The organism is Flagellimonas hadalis, assembly GCF_007785775.2.
Lineage (GTDB): Bacteria > Bacteroidota > Bacteroidia > Flavobacteriales > Flavobacteriaceae > Flagellimonas > Flagellimonas hadalis.
This window is the reverse complement of the sequence record NZ_VNIK02000007.1, coordinates 54,073-68,272: the sequence shown is the minus strand read 5'-3', so window position 1 is coordinate 68,272 and position 14,200 is coordinate 54,073. Positions and strand designations below refer to the sequence as shown.

The 14,200-nt window shown below is 45.6% G+C and carries 11 protein-coding genes; 10 read left to right on the top strand and 1 reads right to left on the bottom strand.

What is annotated here, in order from left to right:
- The first annotated feature begins 37 nt into the window (after positions 1-37).
- Entirely contained in the window at positions 38-889 is an 852-nt protein-coding gene (locus FOT42_RS11370) for a universal stress protein (RefSeq protein WP_151890808.1), read from the top strand.
- Between the two features lie 137 nt (positions 890-1,026).
- Positions 1,027-2,034 (top strand): 2-hydroxyacid dehydrogenase, encoded by a 1,008-nt coding sequence (locus tag FOT42_RS11365; RefSeq protein WP_151890699.1) that lies wholly within the window; start codon positions 1,027-1,029, stop codon positions 2,032-2,034.
- Here the strand turns inward: FOT42_RS11365 and cls are convergent.
- Positions 2,029-3,435, bottom strand: coding sequence for a cardiolipin synthase (gene cls, locus FOT42_RS11360; RefSeq protein ID WP_151890698.1), 1,407 nt, complete (start codon positions 3,433-3,435; stop codon positions 2,029-2,031). The genes FOT42_RS11365 and cls overlap by 6 nt on opposite strands.
- A 404-nt stretch (positions 3,436-3,839) precedes the next feature.
- On the opposite strand from cls, the gene FOT42_RS11355 reads away from it, so the two are divergent.
- The 8 genes from FOT42_RS11355 to FOT42_RS11320 all read left to right on the top strand — a co-directional run bounded on the left by FOT42_RS11355 (position 3,840) and on the right by FOT42_RS11320 (position 14,161).
- A complete protein-coding gene (locus tag FOT42_RS11355; RefSeq protein WP_151890697.1) occupies positions 3,840-5,480 on the top strand; it encodes a TldD/PmbA family protein in 1,641 nt (546 codons plus the stop codon).
- 26 nt (positions 5,481-5,506) lie between these two features.
- Positions 5,507-6,823: a TldD/PmbA family protein gene (locus FOT42_RS11350; protein ID WP_151890696.1), complete on the top strand. Its 1,317-nt coding sequence runs from the start codon at positions 5,507-5,509 to the stop codon at positions 6,821-6,823.
- A 97-nt stretch (positions 6,824-6,920) separates the two neighbouring features.
- Entirely contained in the window at positions 6,921-7,541 is a 621-nt protein-coding gene (locus FOT42_RS11345) for a DUF4159 domain-containing protein (RefSeq protein WP_151890807.1), read from the top strand.
- Between the two features lie 10 nt (positions 7,542-7,551).
- Positions 7,552-8,556 carry an AAA family ATPase gene (locus FOT42_RS11340; RefSeq protein ID WP_151890695.1) on the top strand — a complete coding sequence of 335 codons (1,005 nt, stop codon included), beginning with the start codon at positions 7,552-7,554 and terminating at the stop codon, positions 8,554-8,556.
- Between the two features lie 166 nt (positions 8,557-8,722).
- Positions 8,723-9,706 (top strand): virulence RhuM family protein/type II toxin-antitoxin system death-on-curing family toxin, encoded by a 984-nt coding sequence (rhuM, locus tag FOT42_RS11335; RefSeq protein WP_151890694.1) that lies wholly within the window; start codon positions 8,723-8,725, stop codon positions 9,704-9,706.
- A gap of 18 nt (positions 9,707-9,724) precedes the next feature.
- Complete coding sequence (locus FOT42_RS11330) at positions 9,725-10,624, top strand: DUF58 domain-containing protein (protein ID WP_151890693.1); 900 nt, start codon at positions 9,725-9,727, stop codon at positions 10,622-10,624.
- A 1-nt stretch (position 10,625) separates the two neighbouring features.
- Positions 10,626-11,912, top strand: coding sequence for a BatA domain-containing protein (locus FOT42_RS11325; RefSeq protein ID WP_151890692.1), 1,287 nt, complete (start codon positions 10,626-10,628; stop codon positions 11,910-11,912).
- Positions 11,909-14,161, top strand: coding sequence for a tryptophan-rich sensory protein (locus tag FOT42_RS11320; RefSeq protein WP_151890691.1), 2,253 nt, complete (start codon positions 11,909-11,911; stop codon positions 14,159-14,161). Before FOT42_RS11325 ends, FOT42_RS11320 begins: the two co-directional genes overlap by 4 nt.
- The last annotated feature ends 39 nt before the right edge of the window (positions 14,162-14,200 follow it).

The window sequence follows — 14,200 nt, the reverse complement described above, 5'->3', positions numbered from 1 at the left end:
TTGCATCGGGGTAATTTTAATGCAAATAGATGCCATGATGGACAAAAGAGTATTGTTGCCCACGGATTATTCAAAAAATGCATTCAATGCCATTAAGTATGCCCTAGGACTTTATGGGGATGTGCAGTGCGATTTTTACCTTCTGAATGCCTATCAGGTTTCCGGGTATACCTTGGAGAGCATGAGGGTCCCTGAGGAAGGGGAACCCCTCTACGAAGCGGCAAAGAAAGAATCCGAGGAGGGCATGGAACGCCTGCTGCAGATGATCAAGTTGCTGCCGGAAAACCATAGGCACCGCTTCCATGCCATTTGTACGTTCAACAGTTTTGTGGAAGCTGTGGCCCATGCCGTCAGGAAAAATGATATTGATGCCATCGTTATGGGAACAAAGGGCGCCACGGGTTCCATGGCCAAGATCTTTGGGACAAATACCGTACGTGTCATGGAATACATCAAACAATGTCCAGTGATGGCGGTACCCAGTGATTGTCTTTTTGTGCCCCCAAAAGAAATTGTGTTTCCTACCGATTTTAGGCACAGCTTCCAAAAAAAGGAGATCAAGGACCTGATGGAAATAGCAAACCTGCATGGAGCAAGGATCAATGTAGTGCACTTGGACAGGGGCAAGGATGGAAAACTCAATGACAGTGAGGAGGCCAATAAAAAATTGTTGGAGGATATTTTGGACGGAACGGACTATGAAATGCATTTTTTACCTCCGGTAAAACTAGGTAAGGGCATTGAAGGTTTCCTTGAAAGCAAAGAAGGGGATATGGTCGCTTTTTTGAACAGAAAACATACCTTCCTTCGCACCATTCTCTCCAATCCCTTGGTGAAAGAAATAGGATATGATCCCAAAGTACCCATTTTGGAACTGAATGATAATTGAAAACAAGATAGGATGGAACAGGCAAGAGACCATTAGCGTTGTCTTGCGGAAAGGAGAGTTTTTCCGACTTTTCAGAATGGGATGGTTTAAACCCAAGCGGCAATGCATGTAAGTTATTTCAATCTAAAAAAGAAGCTATGAAAGTATTGGTTTACAGTACCAAGGATTTTGAAAAGGACAATCTCAAAAAGGCCAATGGTAAAAAGCATACGTTGACATTCGTGCCCGAAGCCCTTGATGCCGATACGGCCGTTCTGGCCGCTGGATATGATGCCATTTCCATTTTTTCCAATGATGATGCTTCATTGGTCGTCCTTGAGACTTTGAAGGATATGGGGGTCAAGTACATTACATTGAGGTCCACAGGATACAACAATGTGAGCATCAAGTCCGCCAAGCGGATAGGGCTCAAGGTGGCCTATGCCCCCGAATACTCGCCCAACGCCATAGCCGAACATACCGTGGCGCTGGTGTTGGCGCTCAATCGAAAATTGGTGCAAGCAGATGCGCAAGTAAAGCAATACAACTTCTCTATGGACAATTTGGTGGGTTTTGACCTAAACGGAAAGACAGTGGGCATTTTGGGAACAGGAAAGATAGGCTCCATTTTGGTGAGGATATTCCATGCCTTTGGCTGCAAGTTGATGGCCACGGACCTTACAAAGAACCAATATCTGGAGAGCCACTATGATCTGAAATACCTTCCTTTGGAAGAAATGTGCAAAAAGGCGGACATTATCAGCATCAATGTGCCACTTACCTATGAGACCCATCACCTATTCAGGAATTCGCTGTTCAAGCTCATGAAAAAGGGAACCATCTTGGTCAATACCGCGAGAGGGGGCATCGTGAAGACAGAAGATCTCATCAGCAATATCAAAAATGGCCACCTTGGAGGGTATGCAACGGATGTCTATGAAAACGAGAGGGGTATTTTCTTCCAAGACCATAGCAAAAAGGGCATTGAAGACGAGCAACTCAAGGAACTGATTTCCCTGCCCCATGTGCTTTTGACGCCCCATCAAGCCTTTGCAACAAAGGAAGCCTTGCTCAGGATAGCGCAGACCACCATATCCAACCTTGATTGTTGGGAAGAGGGAAGGGGCTGCAAAAATGAACTGGGCTACGAAACCTTTGTTTCATAACAAGGGGCTCATCAGCTTTGCCATGCCTTCAACGAGTTTGCGGACCCAGGGGCGCTTACTGTAGGCCTCATGATCTTCCAGCACGGCAGATTTGGAGCAATCCTTCAGAAAATCCGATTTCATTTGTTGGCATAGGTCACCATCATAGACAAAGACTTGGGCCTCATAGTTCTGTTGAAGGCTCCTATTGTCCAGATTGGCAGTGCCGATACTTACCACTTCGTCGTCACAGAGCATGACCTTGCTGTGCAAAAAACCATCCGGATAAAGGTATATCTTGATACCGGCCTTGAGGTAGGACTCAAAATAGGCCCTAACGCACCAGTCCACCAATTTGATGTCGGTACTGGAGGACATCAGCAGGCGAACGTCCACACCACTGAGGGCAGCGGTTTCCAGCCCTTGTAGGATGGCATGGTTGGGGATGATGTAGGGGTTGATGATGTACAGGTAATCCTCCGCACTGTTGATGAGGGAAAAATAAGCCTGCTCCATCACATCAAAGTCATCGTCCGGGCCACTGGGCACAATTTGCAAAGGAAAGTGCTTCCCTGTGTTCTTTTGGACCCTGAAGTTTGACATATCCACCTTTTTGCCACTGGCCAAATACCAATCGGTCACAAAGATCTCGTTCAAAAAGTCGACCGCCTCTCCTTCAATCTTTAAGTGGGTATCGTGCCATTTGCCCAATGAGGGGTCACCCTTCAGGTATTTGTCCGATATGTTGATCCCCCCGGTAAACCCTATCTTGTTGTCCACCACAATGATCTTTCTATGGTTCCTGTAGTTGAGGGACGATAAAAAGCGACCAAACCGGAAGGGGAGGAACTGTGCGGTTTCCACTCCCATTTCCTTGAGTCTTTTAAGGTATTTTTTGCTCAGGGAATAACTCCCGATCCCATCATACAAAAGCCTTATGGTCACATTGTGGGCAATTTTTCGTTCAAAGATTTCCAAAAGCTTTTCGGCCAAGAGGCCATCCTCGAAAATGTAATACTGGAGGTGGATGTGTTCCGAAGCACTTTCCAGGGCTTCGAATATACTCTCAAACGTATTTTTGCCATCTTTCAAAAGTGTAAGTCCATTCTCGCAGGTAACAGGGCATTTGGCGGTCTTATGGATAAGCTCGGTGGTCTTTTCTTTGCCTTGGGAGATGTTGGGGATGCAAGTTCCATGAAACCTTTCATTTCTGAGGGCAAAATTGTCCTTCAGGGAAAACATTTTGTTCTTCCTCCTGTTCCTTCCGAACAATAGATAGAAAAGTACCCCGCCAACGGGAATGGTGAAAATGGCCAAGAGCCATGCCAAGGTTTTACTGGGCCTTATCCCGTTCAGCAATAGACTCACCACCATCGTAAGGGCGATGACGATATAAACCACTATGAGAATGGGAATAAGCATCTATGGGTAATGGGTTTGTACAACAAAGATAATCCACTGGGCAATTGGCCGGGCCTTGTTTTGTAGAAACCATATTTTTAGTGATTATAACATATTATTTTTAGTGATTATAATAGGTTGCAAGACTTTTTTCTTGAATGTATTTCCAAATATTGTAACAGATAAGTGAAAATTGATACAAACTGATAGGTCAAGCTCCAAGTTGGGAACTTCGGAACACATAAGAACCCAATGGGTGTTGCCCATTTTTTTAAATGAAGTGTCCATTTGGATTTTAGGTTAAAATTAACATAAGACTACACATACACTACTTATTTTTAAAAGCCCATGAAAAAAGATCAGTGTCAGGACAGGTTTTTTAAACTATCCACTGATCGGGACAATAAATCAGATAACCAAAACATATGAAAAGAAGAAATTTTGTACAGTATGCTGGTCTGGGAACCGGGGCCATTTTGATGCCCTCCATGCTCTTGGGAAACAACATTCCCGTAGAGATGCTCCTGGAGCCGGGCATGGACACAGTGCTCAAAAAGAAAATGGCCGATGTGGCACTGAACACCGCCAAATCTTTGGGGGCAACTTATGCCGATGCTAGAATTGGAAGGTACTTGAACCAGTACGTTTTTACCAGGGAGGACAAGGTCCAGAACGTGGTCAACACAGAATCCTTTGGAATAGGTATCCGTGTGATCGCCAATGGAACTTGGGGATTTTCCTCTACCAATGATGTGACCGAGGACGGCATCAAAAAAGCAACCGAACAGGCCGTTGCCATTGCCAAGGCCAATTCAAAGATCCAAAAGGAGCCCGTTGTTCTGGCCCCAGTACAATCGTATGGGGAGGTTTCTTGGAAAACACCCATCAAAAAGGATTTTAAGGAAGTCCCCATTTCAGAAAAGGTGGACTTGTTGTTGAGTGCGAACGCTGCCGCTACGGCAAATGGGGCAAGCTTTGTGAACTCAGCCTTGTTCATGGTCAATGAGCAGAAGTATTTTGCATCCACAGATGGGTCATACATTGATCAAGATGTACATCGGATTTGGCCCACTTTCAGCGTGACCGCAGTAGATCGTCAAGCAGGTAAGTTCAAGACCAGGGAGGCCATGAGTGCCCCTATGGGTATGGGCTACGAATATATGGATGGTCTGGAGTCCGAAAAGCTTTCAGGACCTGAAGGCATCAAGCTATACAGGAACAGTTACGATATCGTGGAAGATGCCACGCTGGCCGCTAAACAGGCACAGCAAAAATTGACCGCAAAATCGGTCGAGGCCGGCAAATATGACCTGGTATTGGAACCCAACCATTTGGGGCTCACCATCCACGAATCCGTAGGACACCCATTGGAGCTCGATAGGGTACTTGGTTACGAGGCCAACTATGCTGGGACCAGTTTTGCCACTTTGGACAAATGGGAGAGCAAAAACTTCAACTACGGAAGTGACCTGGTCAATATAGTGGCAGATAAGACCCAAGTGGGATCATTGGGCGCCGTTGGCTATGATGACGAAGGGGTGAAGACCAAGAAATGGGACTTGATCAGGAACGGAACCTTGGTAAATTATCAGGCCATCAGGGACCAAGTCCATATGATAGGCCAGAACGAATCCCATGGCTGCTGCTATGCGCAGAGTTGGGAAGATGTACAGTTCCAGCGTATGCCCAACGTTTCCTTGGAACCAGGAAAAGAAAAATATTCCTTGCAGGAGATGATCAAGGATGTGGAAAAAGGAATCTACATTCTGGGAAGGGGATCTTATTCCATTGATCAGCAACGCTACAACTTCCAGTTTGGGGGCACCTTGTTCTATGAGATCAAGAACGGGGAGATTGTGGGCATGTTGGAAGATGTGGCCTACCAGTCCAATACCCAGGAATTCTGGAATTCCTGTGCCAAGATCTGTGATCAGGACGACTACAGGATGTTCGGTTCCTTTTTCGATGGAAAAGGACAACCATCACAGGTGAGTGCGGTTTCCCACGGAAGCTCCACTACCAGGTTCAACGGGATCAATGTAATCAATACAGGTAGGACCATCTAAGGTTCATTCATTCAAAAAATAATACAATGGCTATATATACTAAAGAAGAAGCAAAGAAGATTTTGGAAAAGGCCCTTAGCTTTTCCAAGGCCGATGCCTGTGAAATAAACCTTAGTGGCTCCAACAGTGGAAACATTCGATATGCCCGTAATACGGTATCCACTGCCGGGCACCAATCCAGTCAGAGTTTGGTGGTACAATCCAGTTTCGGCAAAAAGGTAGGTACCGCAACCATAGATGAATTTGATGACGCCTCTTTGGAAAAAGTGGTCCGCAGGGCAGAGGAATTGGCAAACCTATCTCCTGAAAATCCCGAATTTATGCAACCTTTGGGCCCTCAGACCTATGACGAATCCATCACTTATGTGGAAGCCACGGCCAATACTACACCAGAATATAGGGCAGAAGTGGCCAGTCAGAGCATTGTTCCGGCCGCGGCCAAAGATGTCACTGCAGCAGGGTTTTTGAATGATGGCGCCCGTTTTTCCGCCATGATCAACTCCAACGGCTTGTTCGCCTATAACAAATCCACCAATGTCGATTTTACGGTGACCATGCGTACCAACGATGGTACGGGTTCTGGCTGGGTGACCCGCGATTACAACGACATTTCAAAGTTCAATGCCTCAGAGGCCTCAAACACCGCCATAGACAAAGCCGTGATGTCCAAAGGGGCGCAGGCCATAGAGCCAGGAAAATATACGGTCATATTGGAGCCTGCCGCGGCATCAGACCTGTTGCGGAATATGTTCGGCTCTTTCAATGCCCGTTCAGCGGATGAAGGTCGAAACTTCATGTCGGCCCCGGATGGTGGGAACAAATTGGGTCAAAAAATCGTGGACGAACGCGTAAACATTTGGTCCGATCCCTTGCACCCCGACGTACCCACATCCACTTGGAACGGAGAAGGTATGCCCCTAAAGAAAACCTCTTGGATAGAGAACGGAGTGGTCAAGAACTTGGCCTATAGCCGATATTGGGCAGAACAAAAAGGGGTGGACCCCATGCCGTTCCCTTCCAATGCCATCATGGCCGGTGGTGATGAAAGTTTGGAAGATATGATCAAGGGAACCAAAAAGGGAATACTTGTCACCCGGTTTTGGTACATACGAAGTGTGGACCCCCAAACTTTGCTCTATACAGGTCTGACCAGGGACGGAACGTTCTATATTGAAAACGGTAAGATCAAGTTCCCGGTCAAGAACTTTAGGTTCAATGAGAGCCCCATCATCATGCTCAACAACTTGGAATCCCTAGGAAAACAGGTTCGGGTCGATGGAAACCTCATTCCCTATATGAAGATTCGTGACTTTACGTTCACCAGTCTTTCCGATGCAGTATAAACAATAGGATAATAGTAAAACTGGTGGTCAATGACACGTTCGTGGCCGCCAGTTTTCATTTTGGAAGTGATGATGTAGCCCCCAATACCCTATGGCGTTGCAAAATGAATTCTTTTTTACACGTTTACAATATGAGTCCGGCGATTGGGATGTGGACCAGCGCATGCCCTCCAATCTGCTGAATTCCTTGGTGGAATATACCACGTTGAAAGTGGACACCCAGGAAAAGATCATTACCCTGGCCAGTGACGACATCTTCAAAAGTCCCTTCTGTTACATTTCAGGGCATAAACTTGTGCAGTTTACCAAAAAGGAAAGGGAAAATTTTGAAAAATATGTACGCAACGGAGGCTTTGTATTTGCCGATGATTGCAACCACGATATTGATGGACTTTTTGCCAAATCCTTTGAGCGCCAAATGGAGGAAATATTCGGGCCGGGGGAGCTTCAGAAAATCCCGAACGACCACGAGCTCTATTCCATTTTTTTTGAGTTTGAAAATGGCCCTCCGACCACTTCGCAGGAACTGAACGGTTGGGGCGACGACCTTGTCCACGACTATTTGAAGGCCATCGTTATCAACGGAAGGATAGGGGTGCTCTACAGCAACAAGGACTATGGTTGCGAATGGGATTACGATTTTAGGAACAAACGATGGTATAAAGTGGACAATACCCGCTTTGCGGTGAACATTGTGCTTTATGCCCTAACTTCATAACATTACGAATTTGGACAAAGAACTACAACAGATAGCCACTGAGGTCGAGAACCTTTCCGCAAAACTAAAGGCACTCAAAAAAGAGATCGGCAAAGTGATCATTGGGCAAGAAGAGACCGTATCCCAATTGCTCATTACCTTTTTGGCCGGGGGACATGCCCTTTTGGAAGGCGTACCGGGACTGGCGAAGACCTTAATGATCCGCACCTTGGCCAATGCCATCGATCTAAAATTCAAACGGATACAGTTCACGCCCGATCTGATGCCCTCGGACATCATTGGAACAGAGATTTTGGAAGAGGACCATACCACGGGCAAAAAATTCTTCAAGTTCAACAAAGGGCCTATTTTTTCCAACATCATTTTGGCGGATGAGATCAATAGGACACCCCCAAAAACACAGGCGGCCCTTTTGGAGGCCATGCAGGAATTTGAAGTGACTTATGGTGACAAGACCTATTCGCTGGACAGGCCTTTCTTCATTTTGGCCACCCAGAACCCGATAGAGCAATCAGGGACTTTTGTCCTTCCCGAAGCCCAGCAAGACAGGTTTTTGCTGTACATCAAAATTGGCTATCCCACGGAAACGGAGGAAACGGAGATCTTGAAGGCGACCACGGGTAGGGTCAAGGTCGAATTGAACAAGGTCATTACAGGCGAAGACATCATCCGTTTGCAACAATTGGTCCGGGATGTATCCATTAGTGATGGACTGATCAAATATGTCAGCGATGTCATTCGTGCTACACGACCGGACACCACACCGATTGACTATGTCAAGGATTGGGTGGATTGGGGTGCCGGTCCCCGTGCCGGTCAGGCCATGATATTGACCGCCAAGGCCCATGCACTTTTGGAAGGACGTTTGGCCGTTTCCCTTGAAGATTTAAAGTCGGTCGCCGTTCCCGTATTGCGCCACAGGGTATTGGTCAATTTTAGAGCAGAGGCCGAAGGGATAACCTCGGATGCAGTGACCCGCCACATCTTGAAAACTGTCCAGTTAAAGGAAAAATAATGGCCACTAAGGACCACCATCTGGATAAATGTTTCTGGAGAGAAAATTGAATCCAATCATTAAATCAAAACGTCAAGGTTGAAAATAGTTCACATAAACGATAACTTACAACTGAAAGTGCTTGAACAAAAATTGTCTTGAACAGAAAGTATCAGTTCAGAACTGTATGAAAACGGATAAGCAAATAGAGATTTACCAGGCTAATGATGGTTCCACTCAGATTAATGTTCAACTTGAGCAAGATACTGTTTGGTTGACACAGGCGCAAATGGGGCAACTATTTGAAAAAAACAAGCGTACAATTTCAGAGCACATAAGAAACATTTTTAAAGAAGGTGAACTGGACGAAAAAGTGGTTGTCCGGAAATCCCGGACAACCACTCAGCATGGGGCCATTGCAGGGAAAACACAAACCTCCAGCGTTAACATTTACAATTTAGATGTTATAATTTCTGTAGGTTATAGGGTGAAATCCCAAAGAGGAACCCAATTTAGAATTTGGGCTTCCAATATTCTAAAAGAATATCTTATACAAGGATACGCTGTAAATGAAAAGCGCTTGGCCCAAAAGGAGCAAGAAGTACAACTTTTAAAAGGAGGCATACAAATATTAAGCAGAGCCATCGAAGAAAAATTAGAAGATAATGAATGGCTTACAGTTTACGCTAAAGGTTTACGCTTATTGGATGATTATGACCATGAGCAATTAGATGCCAAAGGATTAACTAAAAGAGCAGCCAGCTATCCAACTTTAGAGGCTTATTTTGAGGTGGTAAACCAAATGAAATCTGAGTTTGATAGTGCGGTATTTGGTAAGGAAAAGGACAACAGTTTTCAAAGCTCTTTGAACCAAATCACGAAGGGCTTTGACAAAAGTGATTTTTATCCCACATTAGAAGAAAAGGCTGCAATGCTTTTATACTTGATCGTGAAAAACCATTCATTTGTAGATGGCAATAAACGAATTGCTGCAGCATGTTTTCTAAAATTCTTACAACAAAACAATATGCTTTTTAATACCAAACAACAACCAATAATTGCCAATGAAACACTAGCCAGCCTAACGCTGTTTATAGCATCTAGCAAACCTGAGGAAATGGAAACGGTAAAGCGATTGGTGATTAGTGTTTTAAATAGAAGCAATCAATAGTCCAAATAAAAAAAATCAATGGCCACTAGGGACTACCATGATCTGTTAAAACCGGAAGTCATCAATACCGTATCGGGACTTTCCCTGATATCGCGTATCGTGGTGGAAGGCTACCTGTCGGGTCTGCACAGGAGCAGGAGCGTGGGTCCCGGGATGGAGTTCAGCCAATACCGTGCCTATGAACCAGGGGACGACCTTCGTTTGCTCGATTGGAAAATGTTGGCCCGTTCAGGAAGGTACTATATCCGACAATCTGAAGTGGAAAGTCAGGTCGTGGTGAAGTTTATCGTGGACGCAAGTGCCTCCATGGAGCATACCGAAAATGGCCTCTCCAAATTGGAATTTGCCCGTGTCATTGTGGCCTGTCTGTCCCAAATAGCACAGAAACAAGGCGATTCTGTCGGCCTTTTTGCCTTGAACGAAGATGAATTCGTAGAGATCTATCCAAAGGCGGACCAAAAACACTACAACCGATTGCTTTTGGAACTCCTCCATATATCCACCAAGGGAAAATGGCCAAAACTATCCGTCGCTACCAAAAAAATACACAGTAGGGGAACGAGGGAGTTGGTGTTTTTCCTGACAGATATGTACGAAGACATTTCGGAACTCTCCGATTTTGCGAAGGAACTGAAAACCTCCAATAATGAGGTCGTGGTGCTTCAGCTTATGGCGGGCAACGAACTGGATTTTGATTATAAAAAATCGGTCACTTTTGAAGATTTGGAGACCGGGGCCAAGGTAAAGGTGGATGTGGACAAGGCCAAAGATGCTTATTTAAAGGCCTTGGAAGCCAAAATGACGCGAACCAAGGAACAATTGCTCTCCAAAGGAGTACACTTTCATCTTTTTCGGATGGATGCGCACTTGGGCAATGCACTGCAATTATTTTTAAAGGAACGATCAAGATTGAATTAGAATGGTATTTGCAAATCCTTCATATTTATGGGCATTATGGGGTCTTTTGGTTCCCTTGGCCATCCATTTGTGGAGCAAAAAGGAAGCGAAGACCATCAAGATCGGTAGCATACAGTTGTTGGACGAATCCAACTCAAGGCAATCGAGCAGCCTGCAACTGAACGAATGGTTCCTGCTTTTACTTCGGATGTTGGTCATCACCCTTGCAGTCATGCTGATGGCCGGGCCCCAATGGCGAACCCATAAAAATAGGGATTTGGTCACCTATTTGGTGGAACCCTCTCTTGTGGGTCATCATACCTTGGATAAGGTTTTGGACAGCTTGAATGAAACTTCGGAGGTATTGCTGTTGAAAAATGGATTTCCAGAATGGGAATTGGATTTGGAAACGCCAGGAACAGCAACACCCCATTATTGGCAGTTGGTCCAAAAAATGGATTCCCTCCCATCCGATAGCATTGTGGTCTTTTCCCATGCCCGTGTTCAAGGATTCCGGTCCGTAAGGCCCACTACGCACAAAAAAATCAATTGGGTGGTCATGGAACCCGAAAACTTTGCGGATACCCCATTGATGGCGCTGGGGAATGGGGAAGAAACAGAATTGATATCACTTGTTGGTGATGGACAGAACAATCTTTTCAAAAAGGAAAAGCTGACCAACGGTTTTTCCCTTACCGAAAACAAGGACAGCCTTAGGCTGGAAGCGGACAATGGGACAAAAACCATAGGTCATACCGTTTTAAACCCTATCGAAGTGGCACTTTATTCCGATACGGAAACTGAAGCCAAAAAAAAATACATTGAAGCCTCGTTGGCAGCACTGTCCAACTATCTTCAGCGGGATATCAATATTCAAACATTTGAAGATGGCGAACAGCCCGATGGTTCATCCGCAGATTTGAACGTTTGGCTGCGCAGTGATTCTTCGGATACTTTTTCGGGAAAATGGTTGGTGTTCCATGAAGACCCATTGGCCAAAAGATTGATAGAGCCCAGTACTAAAGAAGGACACCATTATCTGACCAAGCCCCTGACAGCCGAGAACACGGTGGAGGACCATTTTGCAGAGCAATTGCTCACCTTGTTGGACTTGGATGTTGATATTGAGGAACTTATCTCAGCAGCGGATTCCCGTCAGATGGATGCATCCGAGCTGGAGCCCAATTATGTGGAACCCAAATCGAAAAGGGAACGGGCCACATTCAAGGATATGTCCCATTGGGCATTTTTTGTTCTTTTGGTGTTGATGATGGTCGAACGCGTGGTTTCATACCTTAAAAAACAATGATGGTGGGAGAGGGGCAATTGGTACAGTTCAGGAAAAGATGGCAAAGGATCCTATATTTGGAGTGCCTGTGCTATGCTCTGGGTTTTGGTGCACTGGCCTATCTGGTATCATGGAATATTTTGGTGACTATTGCGGTTTTTGTTCTAGCTTTCTTGGTCGCACTCTATTTTTACCGGCCTTGGAACTTACAAATGGAAAGTGCTGTGGCCTATATAGATGCCCATGTGCCGGAAGCTGCTTACAGTAGTGGGCTTTTGGCAATTTCGACGGAAGAGCTTTCCGATCTGTCCAAGCTGCAGCAACACAAAGTGTATTCCCAACTGCGAACCATTTTGCCCAAACTGAACCCGCCCAACAAATTGATTGCTTCCATTTCGGTGATGCTGGGTCTTGTTTTGATAGGTTTTGCTGTTCATTTTGGGGTCAAGACCTATGGAAAACATCTTGTGGAGCCATCGACCGAAAGCCAGATCCAATTCACGCCTTTGGATACGCTGGCGAACACTGTGCAGGCCCCCGAATTGAAAGAGACCTCCATCGCGGTCAACTATCCGGATTATACCCAATTGACCACGTTGAAAACCTCGAACCCCAATATCAGTGCAGTGGTAGGGTCTGTAGTGACCTGGACCTTGGTCTTTGAAGGTGAAGTGACCTCCATCGACATGGAACGTATGGGCGATGTTTTTGCCCTCTCGAAGGCAAACGGGCAATACACACTCAGCCAAAAAGTGGAGGCATCCGGGTTCTATAGTTTCAATTTCAAGGATGTGGAAGGCAACGCATATACCACGGATTTATATTCCTTGGAGGCCATAAAAGATATTCCGCCGGTCATCGAAGTGGACGAATTGCCCCAATACAGTTATTTTGAATATGATTCGGCCAAAGAGATCTTGCTGAAAGCCAAGACCACTGATGATTTTGGGGTGGATGACGCATATATTGTGGCCACGGTAAGCAAAGGCTCTGGCGAATCGGTAAAATTCAGGGAAGAAACTATCCGCTTTGACGGTACTTTTTCAAAAGGAAGCAAAAAACTGGACTTACGAAAACAGTTGGATTTGGACAAACTGGGCATGGACCCTGGTGACGAACTCTATTTTTATGTGGAAGCCTTGGACAATAAAGTTCCAAACGCGAATATTTCCCGAAGCGAAACTTATTTTGCGGTGATCAGGGACACGGTCAGCGATGGTTTTGCCGTGGAGGGCACTTTGGGCGTGGACCTGATGCCCGATTATTTCAGGAGCCAGCGCCAATTGATCATCGACACCGAAAAACTTATCAAAGACCGCCCCAATCTGTCCGAGTACCAGTTCAAGTTCAAGAGCAACGAACTTGGCTTTGACCAAAAATCACTTCGATTAAAATATGGACAGTTCATGGGGGACGAAGCCGAAATGCAGGCTGCTCCCGGAGCGGTGACCCATACGGAAAGTGAAGAGGACCATGACCACGACCATGATCATGAAGAAGGGGAGGAGGACCTTCTGGAAGGATACAGCCACAGACATGACAGTGACAATGAGCACAATTTGGTGCCAGAAAGCGACCACGATCATGGGCACGAAGAGGAAAACGGGGAAGAAGCAGAGGATCCTTTACATGATTATCTTCACAATCATGACAATCCCGAGGAATCCACCCTTTTCGAAAAGTCAGTGAAGGACAAGCTCAGGGAAGCCCTGAACATTATGTGGGATGCAGAGCTGTATCTGAGACTTTATGAACCCAAAAGCTCATTGCCTTACCAGTACAAGGCACTTGAACTCATACAGGAAATCAAGAACAGCGCCCGTATCTATGTACACCGCATAGGTTATGACCCGCCTCCCATCAAAGAAGAAAAGCGGTTGACCGGCGATATTAAGGCCATTACGAATTACGATAAAAAGGAACAGTTTGACCATACCATGTCCTTTGCATCCACCCGACAGGCCATATCCCGATTGGAACTTTTAAGTCTGGGCAGAACGACATTCAAGGAAACGGACAGGGCCCTTTTTCAAGAGGCAGGCAACGAACTGGCCCAAAAAGCGGTAGATGAGCCCTTAAAATACCTAAAGGTATTGCGAGGTCTGCGTGATTTTGATAAGGCAGAAGAGCGAACACCCGAAAAATTCAGGGAAGTCCAGAAAAACCTTCTTTCCGTGATTACTGAAGTGGAAGGGAATCCAGGAAAGAAGACTGGTTTGGAAGACGAAATCAATGTGTTGTACCTAAAGGAATTGGGGAATTATGATTGATGGACTGTCTTTTTTGAACTTACAATTTTTTTGGCCATT